Origin of the sequence: Pandoraea anhela (genome assembly GCF_902459655.1) — a bacterium.
In the GTDB taxonomy this organism is placed as follows: Bacteria; Pseudomonadota; Gammaproteobacteria; order Burkholderiales; family Burkholderiaceae; genus Pandoraea; species Pandoraea anhela.
Genome location: NZ_CABPSB010000001.1, coordinates 511,551 through 529,646 on the forward strand (window position 1 = coordinate 511,551; position 18,096 = coordinate 529,646).

15 protein-coding genes are annotated in these 18,096 nt (G+C 64.2%); 4 read left to right on the plus strand and 11 right to left on the minus strand.

Annotated features, from left to right (window positions below):
* Positions 1-228: 228 nt before the first annotated feature.
* Positions 229-1,044: a phosphoserine phosphatase SerB gene (gene serB, locus PAN31108_RS02045; protein ID WP_150667227.1), complete on the plus strand. Its 816-nt coding sequence runs from the start codon at positions 229-231 to the stop codon at positions 1,042-1,044.
* A 263-nt stretch (positions 1,045-1,307) separates the two neighbouring features.
* Here the strand turns inward: serB and PAN31108_RS02050 are convergent, their stop codons facing one another.
* From PAN31108_RS02050 to phaC, 8 genes are all read right to left on the minus strand, one after another.
* Entirely contained in the window at positions 1,308-2,525 is a 1,218-nt protein-coding gene (locus PAN31108_RS02050; RefSeq protein WP_150667228.1) for a cystathionine beta-lyase, read from the minus strand.
* 52 nt (positions 2,526-2,577) lie between these two features.
* The gene (bktB, locus tag PAN31108_RS02055; protein ID WP_150667229.1) at positions 2,578-3,759 is read right to left on the minus strand and encodes a beta-ketothiolase BktB; all 1,182 of its coding nucleotides are present in this window, start codon (positions 3,757-3,759) and stop codon (positions 2,578-2,580) included.
* Between the two features lie 274 nt (positions 3,760-4,033).
* Positions 4,034-4,954 (minus strand): sugar kinase, encoded by a 921-nt coding sequence (locus tag PAN31108_RS02060; RefSeq protein ID WP_150667230.1) that lies wholly within the window; start codon positions 4,952-4,954, stop codon positions 4,034-4,036.
* Positions 4,955-4,977: 23 nt separating this feature from the next.
* Entirely contained in the window at positions 4,978-6,345 is a 1,368-nt protein-coding gene (gene rimO / locus PAN31108_RS02065) for a 30S ribosomal protein S12 methylthiotransferase RimO (protein WP_150667231.1), read from the minus strand.
* A 253-nt stretch (positions 6,346-6,598) separates the two neighbouring features.
* On the minus strand, positions 6,599-7,186 hold the full coding sequence (gene phaR, locus PAN31108_RS02070) for a polyhydroxyalkanoate synthesis repressor PhaR (RefSeq protein ID WP_044456077.1): 588 nt from the start codon (positions 7,184-7,186) through the stop codon (positions 6,599-6,601).
* Positions 7,187-7,348: 162 nt separating this feature from the next.
* Positions 7,349-8,089 (minus strand): 3-ketoacyl-ACP reductase, encoded by a 741-nt coding sequence (locus PAN31108_RS02075; protein WP_150667232.1) that lies wholly within the window; start codon positions 8,087-8,089, stop codon positions 7,349-7,351.
* A 195-nt stretch (positions 8,090-8,284) separates the two neighbouring features.
* Positions 8,285-9,466: an acetyl-CoA C-acetyltransferase gene (locus PAN31108_RS02080; protein WP_150667233.1), complete on the minus strand. Its 1,182-nt coding sequence runs from the start codon at positions 9,464-9,466 to the stop codon at positions 8,285-8,287.
* A gap of 96 nt (positions 9,467-9,562) precedes the next feature.
* Positions 9,563-11,413, minus strand: coding sequence for a class I poly(R)-hydroxyalkanoic acid synthase (gene phaC, locus PAN31108_RS02085; RefSeq protein ID WP_246183725.1), 1,851 nt, complete (start codon positions 11,411-11,413; stop codon positions 9,563-9,565).
* A gap of 204 nt (positions 11,414-11,617) precedes the next feature.
* Here phaC and PAN31108_RS02090 point away from each other — a divergent pair, with 204 nt between their 5' ends.
* Complete coding sequence (locus tag PAN31108_RS02090; protein WP_150667234.1) at positions 11,618-11,800, plus strand: hypothetical protein; 183 nt, start codon at positions 11,618-11,620, stop codon at positions 11,798-11,800.
* A gap of 187 nt (positions 11,801-11,987) precedes the next feature.
* Here PAN31108_RS02090 and pgeF read toward each other — a convergent pair whose 3' ends face one another.
* The gene (gene pgeF, locus PAN31108_RS02095; RefSeq protein WP_150667235.1) at positions 11,988-12,809 is read right to left on the minus strand and encodes a peptidoglycan editing factor PgeF; all 822 of its coding nucleotides are present in this window, start codon (positions 12,807-12,809) and stop codon (positions 11,988-11,990) included.
* Positions 12,790-13,929: an RluA family pseudouridine synthase gene (locus PAN31108_RS02100; RefSeq protein ID WP_174994804.1), complete on the minus strand. Its 1,140-nt coding sequence runs from the start codon at positions 13,927-13,929 to the stop codon at positions 12,790-12,792. The genes pgeF and PAN31108_RS02100 overlap by 20 nt, the downstream gene beginning before the upstream one ends.
* 21 nt (positions 13,930-13,950) lie before the next feature.
* Between PAN31108_RS02100 and PAN31108_RS02105 the strand changes: the two genes are divergently transcribed.
* Both PAN31108_RS02105 and PAN31108_RS02110 read left to right on the plus strand, forming a co-directional pair.
* Entirely contained in the window at positions 13,951-14,778 is an 828-nt protein-coding gene (locus PAN31108_RS02105) for an outer membrane protein assembly factor BamD (protein WP_150667236.1), read from the plus strand.
* A gap of 155 nt (positions 14,779-14,933) precedes the next feature.
* Entirely contained in the window at positions 14,934-15,653 is a 720-nt protein-coding gene (locus PAN31108_RS02110) for a glutamine amidotransferase (RefSeq protein WP_150667237.1), read from the plus strand.
* Between the two features lie 129 nt (positions 15,654-15,782).
* On the opposite strand, the gene PAN31108_RS02115 is transcribed toward PAN31108_RS02110, so the two are convergent.
* Positions 15,783-18,023, minus strand: coding sequence for an ATP-dependent DNA helicase (locus tag PAN31108_RS02115; protein ID WP_150667238.1), 2,241 nt, complete (start codon positions 18,021-18,023; stop codon positions 15,783-15,785).
* Positions 18,024-18,096: the final 73 nt, after the last annotated feature.

Here is an 18,096-nt window from a genome sequence, read left to right on the forward strand (position 1 = left end):
TTCACTTTTCGCTCAAATCAAGGGCATTGGGAAAGCGGCTACGGGATCCGCAACCCTGTAAAATGCGGTTCCATTCGTGCGCAGCGCCCCTCGATGGGGCCGTCCGCGCACGATATTTGCGCAGTCGATTATTTACATTTCCAGATGGCTCACGACCTCGTCATATTGGGGCCCCATGCCCCCATCGGTCCCGACTCGGGCACAGCAACGCAATCGGCAGGTGGGCGTTTGCCGGTGCCTCTGACGGCGATTCAGGCCCTGGCCCCGAGCCACGCCGTTGAGACCGCCCACGGGGTTGCGCGCGTGCGCGACGTCGTCGTCACGCCCGCGCTGCAAAGCGCCGTCGATGCCCTCGCGCAGCAGTACGGCGTCGACGTGGCTATCGTCGATAGCGCACGACGCTTGTCCGATTTCAAGCTGGTCGCGATGGACATGGATTCGACGCTCATCACGATCGAGTGCATCGACGAAATCGCGGATTACTGCGGCCTGAAAGCGGAAGTCTCCGCCATCACCGAAGCCGCCATGCGCGGGGAAATCAAGGACTTCAACGAAAGCCTCACCCGCCGTGTCGCGCTACTCAAGGGGCTTGACGCCAGTGCGCTGGAGAAGGTTTTCGAGGAGCGTCTGCAACTCTCGCCGGGCGCCGAGACGATGCTGCGCGGCGTGCAGGCGCTGGGCATTCGGACGCTGCTGGTCTCAGGCGGCTTCACGTTCTTCACCGATCGCCTCAAGGCGCATCTGAATCTCGATGTGACGCGGGCGAACACGCTCGAAATCGTCGACGGCAAGCTGACCGGCCGCGTGCTGGGCGAGATCGTCAATGCGGAAGTGAAGGCGCGCACCGTCACCGAGGTCGCGGCGCAATTCGGCGCGACGCCGGCGCAGGCGATCGTGATGGGCGACGGATCGAACGATCTTCAGATGATGGCCATCGCCGGCCTGTCGGTGGCGTTCCGGGCCAAGCCGGTGGTGCGGGAGAAAGCATCGGTGGCGTTCAACCACGCCGGTCTGGACGCTTTGCTGTCGTTGTTCCGGCGCTGAGTCCCTCAAGGCATCGGGGCCATCGCGGCCCTTCGCGGCCCTTCGTGGGCCTTGAGAAGTTGAGAGATTGGGGTATCGCAGCACGACCGGCGGCCCCGAGGAACGCGGTCGCAACGCCGCACAGCGTGACGGGCCGCTCGCCTCACAGACCCGCAGTGTCTTGCTGGGGGGCTCGTGCAGGCGGCGTGCACCGCCTGCTCGGATGGCGTGATCGAAACGAATGATCGAACAGCGCGATCAGGCGGCCCGATCAGGCCGCGCCATCAAGCCCCGAGATGCGCCTTCAGGCTGGCCTCGATATCGGCCTGAAGATCGCGTACGTCCTCCAGCCCCATGTAAAAGCGCACCAGCACCCCTTTGTGCGGCCACGGTGTGGCCGTACGCATCGACGGCACGCGATACGGCACGACGAGGCTGTGCGCGCCGCCCCAGCTGAAACCGATCTTGAACAAGCGAAGCGCTTCGATGAACGCGTCGATCTGCGCTTGCGTGTAGCGCTCGTCGAACACCACGGAGAACAGGCCGCCCGCGCCCGTGAAATCGCGCCGGAAATACTGATACCCCGGGCAGTCCTCGAACGCCGGATGCAGCACCGCCGCGATCTCGTGACGCGTCCCCAGCCAGGTCGCCAGCGTCATGGCTGCGCGGTCGTGCGCCTCGAAGCGCAACTGCATGTTCGGCAAGCTTCGCAGCACCAGACTGCAATCGTCGGCCGACACGCCCACCCCCATGCGCATACGCGCCTGCTTGAGACGGTGGTGAATCTCGTCCTCGATAGTCACGACACCCCCCATCAGGATGTCGCTGCCGCCTGACTGATATTTCGTCAACGCCTGCACCGAGATATCGACCCCATGATCGAAGGGACGAAACGCGAGACCGGCGGAGTAGGTATTGTCGATAGCCGTGAGCACGCCGCGCTCGCGCGCCACACGCGCAATCGCAGGAATGTCGGGCACTTCCATCGTCACCGACCCCGGCGCTTCGAGCCAGATCAGCTTCGTATTTGGCTGAATCAACGCACCGATGCCCTCGCCGATCAGCGGGTCGTAGTAACGCACGGTGATTCCCCACGACTCGGCGAGCCAGTCGCCATGGTCGCGATTCGGGCCGTACGCGTTGTCGGGGATCAGCACGTCGTCGCCTTGCTTGACGAGGCCGAAATAGACGTTCGAGATGGCGGCGAGGCCCGAGGGAAACAACAGGCAATGCTTGCCGCCTTCGAGCGCGGCCAGACGTCGCATCAACTCCATGGACGTCGGCGTGGCATGCAGGCCGTAACGCCACTGACTGTCGTTCTTCCAGTCAAGCGCGCGCATCGCGGCCAGATCGGGGAAGACTACCGTCGACGCACGCGCTACCGGGACCGGCATAGCCGAGAAACCGGCGGGCAACTGCGTGTCGGTATGCAGAATATTGGTTTGCCAGTGCCAGCCGTTGGCTTCCGGCTTGTCGAGGGGCTTGCGGTTGTCTTGCGTCATCACGGCTCCGGAAAGACTCGGGCCGGCAACAACGCCGGCCCCCGGCAGTAACTTACACGCGCTCGAACACGGCCGCAATGCCCTGACCGCCGCCGATGCACATGGTGACAAGCGCATAACGGCCGCCGATGCGCTGCAACTCATGCAGCGCTTTGACGGTGATGAGCGCGCCCGTCGCGCCGATCGGATGGCCCAGCGAAATGCCCGAGCCGTTCGGATTCACCTTCGCCGGATCGAAACCGAGGTCGCGCGTGACGGCGCACGCCTGCGCGGCAAACGCTTCGTTCGCTTCGACCACATCGATGTCCCCGACCTGGAGGCCCGCACGCTCCAACGCCTTGCGTGAGGCCGGGACCGGACCGATCCCCATGTAGTTCGGGTCGACGCCGGCGTGCGCGTAGCTCACCAGCCGCGCGAGCGGCTTTGCACCACGACGCTCGGCCTCGGCGCGCTCCATCAGAATCAGCGCGGCGGCGGCATCGTTCAGGCCGGACGCATTACCGGCAGTGACGGTGCCGTCCTTCTCGAACACGGGCCGCAGTTTCGCCATGTCCTCCAGACTGACTTCGGCGCGCACATGCTCGTCGGTGGTGAAGGCCACATCGCCCTTCTTGGACTTGAGCGTGATCGGCACGATCTGATCGGTAAAGTAGCCGGCCGCCATCGCGCGCGCAGCGCGCTGGTGCGATTCCACCGCCAGCCGATCCTGATCCTCGCGCGTGATGCCCCACTTCTTGGCGATATTCTCCGCCGTCACGCCCATGTGGATGTTCGCGAACGGGTCGTGCAGCGCGCCGAGCATCATGTCCACGAGACGCGATTCGCCCATGCGCGTGCCCCAGCGAGCCCCCGGCATCACGTAAGGCGCGCGGCTCATGCTTTCCGCCCCGCCGGCCATCGCCACCTCCGCGTCGCCCAGCAGGATCGACTGCGCGGCGGACACCACGGCTTGCAGGCCGGAGCCGCACAGCCGGTTGACCGTCATCGCGGGCGCGTGCTGACTCACGCCGGCCTCGATGGAGGCCACGCGCGCCAGATACATGTCTTTGGGTTCCGTATGGATGACGTTGCCGAATACGACGTGTCCGACGTCCTCACCGCTCACCTCCGCGCGGGCCATGGCCTCGCGGGCGACGATGGCGCCGAGCTGCGTCGGCGCGAAATCCTTCAGGCTGCCGCCAAAATCACCAATCGCGGTGCGTACGCCGCTGACGATCACGACCTCTCGTTGCATGTCTCTTCTCCAGGTGGATATCGGTTTGCAACGAGTATAGCGCCGTGGGGGTTACCGCGATGGCTGGCTCAGTGGAGGGAAACTTCGATGATGCGTGCTTGCGCGGGCAGCGATCGTTTTCATCGCCGCCCGGCAGAAGGAGGCACCCACGCGAAATGAACGCAAAATGAACGCCAACTGAACGAGAAACGCCCACTTGTCAGGCGCGGAGCGAACGTGGGCCGAAAGTGGGCTGGGCGCGAACTGAACGCGCCCCGACGCGCTTGTGCGGACGTCAGTCCGCCAGTTGCTTGCGCACCTGCTCGGCGTATGGCACCGGCGCGACGGCACCGTAGCCGGTGGTCGACAGGGCTGCACAAACGTTGGCATAACGCGCTGCCGTGAAGGGATCGTCGCCCAGCGCCAGACGCGCGACGAACGCCCCGCCGAAGCAATCGCCGGCGCCCGTGGCGTCGACCGCCTGCACCGGATACGGTGCAACGATGCGACGCGCTTCGGGCGTGGCCACGTAGCATCCCTCGCGTCCCAACTTCAGGGCTACGACCTTCACACCGTGGGAGAGCAATTCGTCGAGGATGGCGTCGCGGTCGTCGAGGCCGGTCACGGCCGTCACATCGTCCCAGCTCGGCAGGCACACGTCGGTGAGGCTGAACGCTTCGCGCATCGTGGCGCGGGCGCGGGCCAGCGGCCACAGCTTGAGACGCAGATTGGTGTCGAAGGACACCTGACCGCCCGCTGCGCGGATTTTCGACATCGCGTCGAAGGCAGCGTCGCAGGCATTGACGCTGATGGCGAGGCTGATGCCGGACAGATGCAGGAATTGGGCGCCGCCCAACGCCTCGCGCGGCAGATCCTGCGCACGATAACGGCTCGCGGCGGAACCGGCGCGCAGATAGTCGAAATGGTGCCCGTTCTCGTCGTGCGAGACGAAGTAGACGCCCGTGGGCGCCTGCGCATCGACACGCACATACTGCGTATCGACGTTCTCGTCGCGCCACAGATCGAGCAGCATGCGGCCGAACAGATCGTCGCCGACGGCGCTCACGAACCCCGTACTCACGCCCTGACGGCGGGCGGCAATCGCGAAGTTCGACGTGTCGCCGCCGAACCCCTGAAGATACTGATGAGCGTCAGAGGGCGACTGGTTGAACTCGACCATCGCCTCGCCCATCGCGAGCACTTGCGGTATCGGCATGGCTTTCGCCTCCCCTTGCGTCATCAGACCACCTCGCCCCACAGATCGTGACCGTCGGCCCCCGTCACCTCGACGTTCACGAACTCACCGACCTTCAGGCGCTTCGCGGCCTTGGGCGTAGGTTCGATGTAGACGAGACCGTCGATTTCCGGCGCGTCGGCGGCCGAGCGGGCGATGCCGCCGTCCTGATTGATTTCGTCGACGATCACCTGAATCGTCTTGCCGACCTTGCGCTGCTGGCGCTCGGCCGAAATTTCTTCCGCGACTTCCATGAATCGGGCGCGACGCGCTTCACGCACTTCGTCCGGCAGCGCGCCGGGCAGTTCGTTGGCGCGCGCGCCCTCGACCGGCGAATAGGCGAAGCAGCCCACCCGATCGAGTTCCGCTTCCCGCAGGAAGTCCAGCAGGTATTCGAACTCGGCTTCCGTCTCGCCCGGGAAGCCGGCGATGAACGTGCTGCGGATCGTAAGGTCCGGGCACATCTTGCGCCATGCCTGAATGCGTTCGAGATTCTTCTCGCCCGAGGCGGGACGCTTCATGCGCTTGAGCACGTCCGGATGCGCGTGTTGCAGCGGCACGTCGAGATACGGAAGGATGTGCCCTTCGGCCATCAGGGGAATGATTTCGTCGACGTGCGGATACGGATAGACGTAATGCAGACGCACCCATGCGCCGTACTGCTTTGCCAATTCGCCCAGCGCCGTGACCAGTTCGGTCATGCGGGTCTTGAGCGGACGTCCGGCCCAAAAGCCGGTGCGGTACTTCACATCCACCCCGTAGGCGCTGGTGTCCTGCGAGATCACCAGCAGTTCCTTTACGCCGGCCTTGAACAGATTCTCGGCTTCGAGCATGACCTCCGCCACTGGACGCGAGTCGAGATCGCCGCGCATGGACGGGATGATGCAGAACGTGCAGCGATGGTTGCAGCCTTCGGAGATCTTCAGATAGGCGTAGTGACGCGGCGTGAGTTTGATGCCGGCCGGCGGCACGAGATCGGTGAACGGGTCGTGCGGCTTCGGCAGGTGCGTGTGCACCGCGCTCATCACCTCGCCCACGGCGTGCGGACCGGTCACGGCCAGCACCTTCGGGTGCACGGCGCTCACGATGTCCTGACCGGCGGCGTCCTTCTTCGCGCCCAGACAGCCGGTGACGATCACCTTGCCGTTCTCGGCGAGCGCTTCGCCGATGGCGTCGAGACTTTCCTGAACAGCGTCGTCGATGAAGCCGCAGGTGTTGACCACGACGAGATCGGCACCGTCATAGGTACCGGCGATGTCGTAGCCTTCGGCACGCAATTGGGTCAGGATCTGCTCGGAGTCGACCAGCGCCTTGGGGCAGCCGAGCGAGACGAAGCCGACCTTGGGGGTGCCGGCGGGCGATGGGCGGGACATGGGGCGAATCCTGATCTAATGAATACGTGTGACGATCGAACGTCAATGCGCGGCGAGCGGCCTGGCACTGCGTCAAATAACCGCGCATTTTACCCTGATCGCCTCCGGTTCGTTCCAACTATCGTTCGGACACGCCGAAAGACGGCACTGGGCAACGCAGGGAAGTCACCGCGAAACAGGGGAAATGCGAGCGGAATGCCGCTGCGGTGTGCGCCCCATGTCACACCGCAGTGTCAAATCCCGGAATGTCTGCTCAGGGCTTCTTGTTCGGATCCCGGCCCGGCGCACCGGGCGCGCCCGGACCACCCGGAAACGGGAACGTGCTGAACATGTTTTTCGCCTGGCTCTGCATCTGCTCCTGCATCTGCACGAACAGATTCTTCGATTGCTCGATGTAGTTGGTCATCATGCCCTGCATCATCGGCGCCTGCATGTTCATGAACTGCGCCCAGACGTCCGGGTTGAAGGCCGCACCTTCGTAGATGCCCTTCGACTGATCGGCCAGCTTGTTCTGAATCTCGATGAAAGTCTGGATGTTCTTCTCGAGGTACGTGCCCATCATCCCCTGGAGCGCATGGCCGTAGAAGCGGATGATCTGGGCGAGCATCGCGCTCGAGAACATCGGCACACCGCCGGTTTCCTCTTCCAGAATGATTTGCAGCAAGATGCTGCGGGTCAGGTCCTCGCCCGTCTTGGCGTCGACGACCTTGAACTCCTCGGTCTCGAGCACCAGTTGCTTCACATCGGCAAGGGTGATGTACGTACTGGTTTGGGTATCGTACAGACGCCGGTTCGGATACTTTTTGATCAGGCGCTCGTCAGTCTTCTTGCTCGCGGTCATGCGGTGGGTTTCCTGCATTTTTGAAGGACTACCCCGACCGGCGGTCGGGGTTAATCACATATTATCGATTCTAGGACGTTTGCTGCTATGCGGCAAAGCCCTAACCCGCAACGGGGCGCCGTGCTCTGCTTCGGCCCGCACCGGCACTCGCCCCGTCACCGCTTAGCCCATATGCAGGCCGCCGTTGAGCGAGAAATCCGCCCCCGTCGAGAAGCCCGAATCTTCCGATGCCAGCCACGCCACGATCGAACCGATCTCACCCGGCTCGCCCAGACGCTTGACCGGGATCGTCGCCACGATCTTGTCGAGCACGTCCTGACGGATCGAGCGCACCATATCCGTTCCGATGTAGCCCGGCGACACGGTGTTGACCGTCACCCCCTTGGTCGCCACTTCCTGCGCCAGCGCCATGGTGAAACCGTGAATGCCGGCCTTGGCCGTCGAGTAGTTCGTCTGACCGAATTGCCCCTTCTGACCGTTCACCGACGAGATATTGATGATGCGGCCCCAGCCACGCTCGCACATGCCCTCGATCACCTGCTTCGTGACGTTGAACAGGCTCGTGAGGTTGGTGTCGATGACGGCGTCCCAATCCTCGCGCGTCATCTTACGGAAAACGACGTCGCGCGTGATGCCGGCGTTATTCACCAGGACGTCGACTTCACCGACCTCCGACTTGACCTTATCGAACGCGGCCTTGGTCGATTCCCAATCGCCGACGTTGCCTTCCGATGCGACGAAATCGAAACCCAACGCCTTCTGATCTTCCAGCCACTTCACACGGCGCGGCGAATTCGGGCCGCAGCCCGCTACCACTTTGAAGCCATCTTTGTACAGCCGCTGGCAAATGGACGTACCGATACCGCCCATCCCGCCTGTCACATATGCAATGCGTTGAGTCATGGAACGCTTCCCCCAAAATAACGGCTGATTGCCGCCTGTTGCGACTGCCGATTGACCGACGCGCAGGCCGCGCGTTCCCGCGCGTGCCTTTCGTCTCCTGACTACTGATTTCAGTGCGAGCCCGTGCGCGTTGCACCCACGGGCGGCACTGCTTCTTCTGCGGTTCTGATGACCCACGCGAAACGCGAGTGGGCGTCAGACGCGCTCCACCGCCAGCGCCACGCCCATACCGCCGCCGATACACAGCGACGCCAGACCGCGACGTGCGTCACGACGCGCCATTTCGTGCAGCAGCGTGACGAGAATACGGCAGCCAGACGCCCCGATCGGGTGACCGATGGCGATCGCACCGCCGTTCACGTTGATCTTCGAGGTGTCCCAGCCCATCTGCTTGTTCACGGCCAGTGCCTGCGCCGCGAACGCTTCGTTGATTTCCATCAGATCCAGATCGCTCGCCTTCCATCCCGCACGCGAGAGACAGCGCTGCGATGCCGGAACCGGACCAATGCCCATCACCGACGGATCGACGCCGGCATTCGCGTACGCGACGATCCGGGCGAGCGGCGTAAGCCCCAGTTGCTCGGCACGCTTGGCCGACATCACGACCACGGCGGCGGCGCCGTCGTTGATACCCGAGGCGTTTGCGGCGGTCACGGTGCCGTCCTTCGAGAAGGCGGGCTTGAGCCCGGCGAGCGACTCGGCGCTCACGCCATGACGCACGAACTCATCGGTCTTGAAGACGACCGGATCGCCCTTGCGCTGCGGGATCGACACCGGCACGATTTCCGCGTCGAAGCGCCCCGCCTTTTGCGCAGCTTCAGCCTTGTTCTGCGACGCGGCGGCAAACTCGTCCTGCATCTCACGCGTAATGCCGTACTCCTTGGCGACATTCTCCGCGGTAATACCCATGTGGTACTGGTTATACACGTCCCACAGACCGTCGACGATCATCGAATCGATGAGCTTGGCGTCGCCCATGCGGAAGCCGTCGCGCGAGCCCGGCAACACGTGCGGTGCGGCGCTCATGTTCTCCTGACCGCCGGCCACGACGATGTCGGCCTCGCCTGCGGTGATCGCGTTGGCGGCGAGCATCACGGCCTTCAGCCCCGAGCCGCACACCTTGTTGATCGTCATGGCCGGCACCATCGTCGGCAACCCGGCCTTGATCGACGCCTGACGCGCCACGTTCTGCCCCGAACCGGCGGTCAGCACCTGCCCCATGATGACTTCGCTGATGTCCTCACCCTTGAGCTTCGCGCGCTTGAGGACTTCATCGATCACGATCGCCCCCAGTTCCGGCGCAGCCACCTTGGCCAGCGAGCCGCCAAACTTACCGACCGCCGTACGGGCAGCCGACACAATCACGATATCCGTCATGTCTCATTCCTCTTTTTTCAATAGGTTCGAACCAGGGGGGATGCCCGTCGCGCAGATCACCACTCGCACGACCACTCACAACATGGTGCGCTATGTTCAGGCCTTCGCCTTCACATAGCGACCGGGCGCCGGTTCGATGGGTGCATAAGCAACATTACCATACGCATTTTGCGCCTTAACACGTTTTCCGGCATAGCCAGCGAGCCATTCACTCCAGTCGGTCCACCAACTTCCCGGGTGCTCTGTCGCGCCCGCCAGCCAGTCGCTCGCCTCGACACCGACATCGTCGTTGCGCCAGTAACTGCGTTTCTTTTTCACCGGCGGATTGACGACACCCGCGATATGGCCGGACGCGCCAAGCACGAAGCGGCGCTCGCCGCTCAACAGCGGCAGCGAGCGGAACGCCGACGTCCAGGGCACGATGTGATCTTCGCGCGAGCCGAACACATAGGCCGGCGCATCGATCGCCCCCAGATCCACGGGAACGCCGCAGGTCCGGATCGCACCGGGTTGCTTCAGTTCGTTCTGCAAATAAAGATGACGCAGATACCAGCAGAACATCGGACCGGGCAGATTGGTGCCGTCGCCGTTCCAGTAAAGCAGGTCGAACGGCTGCGGCGCATTGCCCTTCAGATAACTGTCGACCACATAGTTCCAGACCAGGTCGTTCGGACGCAGGAAAGAGAACGTGTTGGCCAACTCGACACCGCGCATGAGCCCCGGCGGCTGGCCGAGGCCGCCCCCGATCGTCTGCTCGCGGAACTGCACATGCGGCTCGTCGACGAAAACGTCGAGGACGCCGGTATCGGAGAAGTCCAGCAGCGTGGTGAGCAGCGTCACGCTCGCGACCGGCGACTTGCGTCCTTTCTGCCCCTTCGCCGCCAGCACGGCCAGCGCGGCGGCGAGCAGCGTGCCGCCCACGCAGAAGCCGAGCGCGTTGATCTGCGACTGGCCACTGATCTCGCGCACCACGTCGATGGCGGCGATCGGCCCTTCGCCCACGTAGTCGTCCCACGTTTTGTGGGCGAGCGACATATCCGGGTTGCGCCAGGACACGACAAACACGGTATGCCCCTGCTCCACGGCATAGCGGACCAGCGAGTTTTCGGGCTGAAGATCGAGAATGTAGTACTTGTTGATGCACGGCGGCACCACGAGCAACGGGCGCTGATGCACCGTGGGCGTGAGCGCTTTGTACTGGATGAGCTGAATCAGGTCGTTCTCGAAGACCACCGCGCCTTCGGTCGTCGCCACGTTGCGGCCGACTTCGAAAGCCGCTTCGTCGGTCTGCGAGACCTTGCCTTTGCCCATGTCCACGAGCAGGTGTTGCATGCCGGCGAGCAGGCTGTCGCCGTGGGTCTGCACGAGACGCTGTTGCGCGTCCGGGTTGGTAGCGATGAAGTTTGCGGGCGAACTCGCGGCTACCCATTGCTCCACGGCGAAACGAATACGCTCGCGCGTTTTCGCATCGGCGTCGACCATTTCGGCCATGCGCATCAGAAAGCGGCCGTTGAGCAAATAGAGCGCGGCGGGTAACGCATAGAACGGATTACGCCAGCCATCTCCGGCAAAACGACGGTCGCCCAACGGCGGCGCGTTATCGAGACCGGGTTGATTGAAGCTGGCGACAAGTTCGGAAAACTCTCGGGCGTAATCCGACTGAAGCGCGTTCAGTCGTGCCGGATCGACGTGCAGGGACGTCGGTTGCGGCAGTGTGCCCGTCTTGCCGAAAAGATCGAAAAGCCCCGCGAACGGATTCGCGGCGGCCGCTGCACCATTCGCAGCGAAGGATGACGGGCCGGCAGCCCCCGGCAAAGCGCCGAACATTTGTTGGGCGGCTTTGAACCACTGCGACATGTCCTGAGCGGAGAGCGAAGCGGAGGGAAACTGCTGGGCAAACGAGGCGGCAAACGAGGCCGGATCGAAGTTGGCACTGGCGCGATTCATGGTAGCCTGAGTGTCACGTCCGTTGCGTTCAGGGCCGGCGCCCGGAACGCGGCGGCGTGCTTCGCTTTATGAGCGATGCGCCCCGCCTGTGAAGCATTCTTGCGTGCGCGCGCAGGCGTGTCAATCTTTGCGGCGAAACGTCACGGGCACGTTGTTCCTGATTGTCCCGTTACCGCCCCCATTTTTGAATGCGCGTTTGTCCCGATGCTCATTATTCTTCTCGGCTGGCTCTACGTTATTGGCATGGTCGCCATCACCGCACCGTCCGTGTGGCTGGGCATCGCGATCTTTCTGTTCGGCGGCATCGGCCCCGCCCTGCTCGTGCTCTACCTCTCGGGCAGCCGTGCTCGGCGCGCCCGCGCGATGAGACGTGATGACAAGCGATGACACGCAGTAAGCGTCGCTCCCAACGGGGTCCATCGCACATCGACGGCGTTGCACACTAGCCTTTGGGGCCGCCGATGCGTGGGCTTAAGGGGTGGGCCGAGGGGTGGGCCGATGAATGGCCCGATGGTGTGATCGACGGGTGAGCCGCTAGCCAGGCCGATACGATCGGCCGGGCGACTTCCGAGGCTCAGGCCTGACGCCAGACGAGCGCCGCCATCCGACCCGTGGTGCGATCGCGGCGATAGGAATAGAAGCGCGCCGGATCGCTGACCGTACACCACCGCCCGCCCGTGACGTTCGTCACCCCTTCCCGCGCCAGTCGCAACCGCGCCAGCGCACAAAGGTCCGCCAGCGACTTGCCCGCATCGGGGTCCCCATGCGGCACGAACGCGGCTTGCGTTGCCTCACGCGTCTGCGGCGTCGCGGCGTCGAGAAACGCCTCACGCACTTCCGGTCCGACTTCGAACGCCGTCGGCCCGATGCAGGGGCCGAGCCACGCGATCACCGGCGCATCGGCGTCATCTTCCGGCAAACGCGCGCGCAACGCCTGCACGGTTTGTTCGAGCACCCCCGCGCAAAGCCCACGCCAGCCCGCATGGGCGGCCGCCACCGCCCGCCCCTGCGCATCGCACAGCAGCACCGGCAGACAATCCGCCACCATCACCGTACTTGCCAGTCCTGCGGCATTCGTCGCGCTGGCGTCGGCTTGCAGCGGGTTGCCCGCATTCTCGGCATCGAGAGCCGCCTGTGCATCGACCACGCGCGGGCCGTGCACCTGCGCCACCCACGCCGACGCGACACCCGTTCGCGCCGCCAGCAACGCACGGTTGGTCCGCACGGCTTCGGGGTCGTCGTCAGCCTTGAAACCCAGATTGAAAGTCGCTTGCGGACCCTGACTGACACCGCCCGCGCGCGTGGTGAATACCGCGCGAACATTCGCCGGGGCAGGCCAGTCGGGGACGATCCAGTCCGCAGGTATCGTGTCTTGATCAGGCAGGAAAGAAGTCATCGAGCGAATCGGGGAGCGTTGTAAAGTCGAATTCGAGACCGAGTGCGGTCATGAGTTCGCGCATATCGTCAGGCAGCGGGGCTTGCCAGTGCATGGCGCTGTCGTCCTCGGGATGAATCAGACCGAGTCGCCACGCATGCAATGCCTGCCGCGAAAAACCGCCCGGCAATGCCGGACGCTTGTGACGGGGTTTATACAGCGGATCGCCCAGCAACGAATGCCCAAGATGGGAAAGATGGACGCGAATCTGGTGCGTGCGGCCCGTATCGAGCGAACAAAGGACGAGCGACACCGGGGAATCTTCCCATTCTGCGCTGGCGACCGTCACGACACGGGTGCGCGCCGGCTTGCCGCCCTGCCCCTGCACAACGGCCATGCGAGTGCGCTCGCGCGGGTCGCGGCCGATCGGTGCGTCGACAACGGTGCGCTGTGGCGGACGTCCCCACACGAGCGCTGCGTAATGCCGCTTGACGGAGCGCGCCTGCAACTGGCGCACCAGATCGGTCTGCGCCACGAGGGTACGCGCCACAACCATCAGGCCGGACGTCTCCTTGTCGAGCCGATGGACGATGCCCGCGCGTGGCAGGTCGGCCGCCGCCTGTCCGTAGCGGTGCAGCAAGCCGTTGAGCAACGTGCCGGACCAGTTGCCTGCGGCCGGATGGACGACGAGGCCGGCCGGCTTGTTGAGGACGGCGAGCGTCGCGTCTTCATAGACGACGGAAAGCGGCACCGGTTCGGGCGCAAACGCGAGTTGTTCCGGCAAGGCCGCAGGGGCGATGACCACCGCCTCGCCACCCGCGACTTTCTGGCGGACTTTGGCGGTTTCGCCGTCGAGCGTGACGCGGCCGTCTTCGACCCACGCCTGCAGACGGCTACGGGAATATTCGGGAAAACAGGACGCCAGCGCCTTGTCCAGACGCTCACCGGCGAGCGAATCGGGTAACGTGGCAATTAGCGGCGTTGCCGTCGAAACGACGGCAGTCGTCCCGGCGGGGGCGTGATCGGCGGCACTTGGGAAAGCCTGCGGAAGCGAGTCGAGATCGTCGTCAGACGAATCCTCCGCATTTTCCGTGGCAAATGAGGCGGTTACGCTATAATCCGGCACTATTGAACGGGTCATCGAGAAGTGAAGCCAACGAGCATGCAAGCCCTGAAACTTGTCAAACATCTGACGCTGGCCGCCATCGTGGTCGGCAGCATGGCCGCCTGCGGGATTCTGCCGGAGAAGGTCGACGAAACGGCCAGCTGGTCGACGAACAAATTATACTCGGAAGCCAAAGACAGCTTCGACAGCGGCGACTACACCAAGGCCGCCAAGTACTACGAGTTGCTCGAAGGTCGCGACCCGTTCGGCCCGCACGCCCAGCAAGCGCAGATCAATACGGCCTATTCCTATTACAAGGACAATGAGCCGGCGCAGGCCCTCACGGCCGTCGACCGCTTTATCCGTCTGCATCCGGACAGCCCGTCGATCGATTACGCCTATTACCTCAAGGGCCTGATCAACTTCAACGACGACCTCGGCCTGTTCGGTCGTTTCTCGGGTCAGGATCTGAGCGAGCGCGATCCGAAAGCCCTTCGCGCGGCGTACGACAGCTTCAAGTATCTGGTCGAGCACTATCCGAACAGCAAGTACGCGAACGACGCAGCCCTGCGCATGCGCTACGCCGTGAACGCCATGGCCGCGCACGAAGTGCACGCTGCCGAGTATTACTATCGTCGCGGCGCTTACCTCGCGGCCGTGAACCGCGCGCAGAGCGCGTTGCAGGACTACGATCAGGCACCGGCGCTCGAAGACGCGCTCGGCATCATGATCAAGTCGTACGACAAACTCGGCATGACCGAATTGCGTGACGACGCGCGCCGCGTGATGGAGAAGACCTACCCGAACAGCGGCTATCTGACGGTCGGCCGCCGTATCGACAACAACCCGAACGACAAGAAGTCGTGGTGGCAGATCTGGCGCTAAGCCGTCTCGGTTGTGCAATGCCATCCGTCGAAAAGCCCTCGCGCACGCGGGGGCTTTTTGTTTTCGTCCCGATGTCTCCGTCTCTCGTCGCGTGCCCGCCCGAAAGGCCCACAGGCGCCTGACGACCTGACGCCCCCTCAACAGGAGTTGGTTTCGTGAATCTTTCTCTCGCCCCCGGCAAGACGCTGCTGGCCCTGCGCCATGTCCACTTCGAAGACCTCGGCACGTTGGCGCCATACTTCGCCCAGCGCGGTTACGCCATCGAGTACGTGGAAGCGCCGCTCGCGGATCTGCGTGCGATCGACGCCCGCGCCCCCGATCTGCTCGTGGTGCTGGGCGGTCCGATCGGCGCGTTCGACGACGCGTTGCATCCGTTCGTTGCGGACGAACTCGCACTGGTCAAGGCTCGCCTCGACGCCGGCAAACCGATTCTCGGCATCTGCCTGGGCGCTCAGTTGATGGCGCGCGCCCTGGGCGCGAAGGTGTACCCCCTGGGCGTGAAGGAAATCGGCTACGCCCCGCTGACGCTTACCGATGCGGGCCAATCGTCGCCCCTGGCGGCCTTGGGCGACGCGAGCGTGCTTCACTGGCACGGCGACCAGTTCGACATTCCGCCCGGCGCCGTGCATCTGGCGCGCACCGCCATCGGTGAAAATCAGGCCTTCGCGCTCGGTACGCATGCGTTGGGGCTGCAATGCCACCTGGAAGCCGACGCCGCACGCATCGAATCGTGGCTCGTGGGTCACGCCTGCGAATTGGGTGCCGCGAAGATCGATCCCGTTGCATTACGCAACGATGCCCGGCAGCATCATGCGCGACTGTCGGAAGTCGCTCCGGCCGTCATCGGCCGCTGGCTGGATGCAATGCCCGGCTGATCACGACGGGTCGGCACCATGAAAATAGCCAGACGCGCCGACGTCTGGCTATTTCCTCCCCGGAGAATGTTCGCGCCGGGAGCAACCGCTGGATCAACTGCCGGATCAACTGCCGAATTCAGCGCCGGCTCAACCGCCCGCATCGGCCGCGATCTCGTCGAAGAAACCGCGCACGATCGGCAACTCCCGCGTGCGCTTGAACGGCGGCAGGCTCTGCCAGATTCGCCGCCCGTAAGGCTTGTCGACGAGACGCGGATCGCAAATCATCAGCACGCCCCGGTCGGCTTCCGAACGAATCAAACGCCCCGCCCCCTGCTTGAGCGTGATCACCGCCTGCGGCAACTGGTGCACGGCAAACGGACTCAGCCCCTTCTTCGTGAGCGCATCGAGACGCGCAGCCAGCACCGGATCGTCGGGTGGCGCGAACGGCAACTTGTCGATGATGACGAGCGAGAGCGCCTCGCCCCGTACGTCGACCCCCTCCCAGAAGCTCTGACTGCCGATGAGCACCGCGTTGCCCAGCGCGCGGAAGCGATCGAGCAATTCGGTGCGACTTGCTTCGCCCTGCACCAGCAGCGGATAGGGCCAGCCGCGACGCTCGAACTCGTCGCGCAGACGCTCCGCCGCCCGATTCACCGCCCGCAACGTCGTACACAGCACGAACGCCCGGCCGCCACTGACTTCGAGCACCGGCAGCGCGGCGTCGAGCACGGCATCCGTAAAGTTGGGAGCCGACGGCTGCGGCAAGCCGCGCGGCACGTACAACAGGCTCTGATTCTGATAATCGAACGGGCTCGCCAGCGTGAGCGACTTGCCCGCATCGAGTCCCAACTGCGCGGCGTAATGCATGAAGTTGCCCTTCACCGAGAGCGTCGCCGACGTGAAGATCCACGCGCGCGGCGCCCCCGCGCGCTGCTTTGCGAAGATTGGCGCGATCGAGAGCGGCGTCTGATGCAACTGCACTGCCTGCGAGAACACCTCGATCCAACGCACCGTCTCCGGTGGCGTATAGGTTTTTTCCGATTTCCCTTCGCCGCTCGCCCCTGCCTCCGACGCCGCAGCCTCCACCGCCAGCCGCGCCGCTTCCGCTTCCGCTTCACGCGCCTTTGCCGCCTTTGCCGCCTTTTCGCGCTTGCCGTCGGTCACGCGTGGAGCGTCGGGATCGAGCAGCGGCAGCGGCGACTCGCCGGGGGTCGGCGGCGTCACCCCCAACTGCCAGCGCTCCAGTTGCTCGTGCAACTCCAATGCGCGACGCAGACATGCGCCCAGCGCTTCGGCGCGCTCCGCCTGATGCTGAAGCGTTTCGATCACGTCTTGCAGCGCCAGATCGACGCTCTCCAGCGCACCGAACAATTCGTGATCGTCCGGGAGTTGCGTGACGGACATCCGCACGTTGTCCTGGCCGAACGTCAGACGCACGTCGCGCGCCGCCCGCTCGAGATTCGCGCCGAGTTTGACCCAATCGGCGGCGTCGCGCGCATGAATCAGGCCTTCCGCGACGCAATCGCGCGCCAGTTCGAGCAGTTGCGTGGTGGAGACCGTCTCGCCGAAGAAAAGCGTCGCTGTCTCCGGCAACTGATGCGCTTCGTCGAAGATCACCGTGTTTGCGCTCGGCAGCAGTTCCGCCATCCCCGTGTCGCGCAGCATGACGTCTGCGAAGAACAAGTGGTGATTGACGACCACGAGGTCGGCCTGCTGCGCTTCCTTGCGCGCAAGCATCACGAAGCAGTCCTTGTAACGCGGGCAATCCTGTCCGAGACAGTTGTCGCGTGTGGACGTCACCTGCGCCCAGATCGGCGCGTTTTCCGGCACGGAGGCCAGTTCCGCCTTGTCGCCGCTATGCGTAATCTGCGCGAACGTCGTGATCTCGCGCAGTTGCGCGGCCTCATGACGCGAAGCGAAGCGCCCTTCCTGCTGTGCGCGCTCCAGATAGTAGTGGCACAGATAGTTCGAACGGCCTTTGAGCATGGCCACCGTGACCGGCACCGCGAGCGCCTTACGCACGGTCGGGATGTCGCGCGCGAAGATCTGATCCTGCAAATGCTTCGTGCCGGTCGAGATGATCGTCTTGCCGCCCCACAGCATGGCGGGCACGAGGTACGCGTAGGTCTTGCCCGTGCCCGTGCCGGCCTCGGCGATCAGCGAATCGTGCGTGTCCATCGCGGCAGCGACGGCGCGTGCCATCTCCGTTTGCGGCTCCCGCGAACGATAGCCGTCGATGGCGCGCGCGAGCATGCCGCCGTCTCCGAAGATTTCCTGCAACTCTCGCTCACGCTTGGGTGCGAGCGGCTTGAGTCCGTGGAATGTCGGCGTGTCGGGGCTTTGGGAGAGGTCGGTGGAATCGCTGGATGCGGCGGCGGAATCGGTCAAAACGGCTCTGAAAACTCGAAGGCGCTGCGCATCGCCTCATGGGGGATTCGCAGCGCCGCAATGAAAAAAGTGA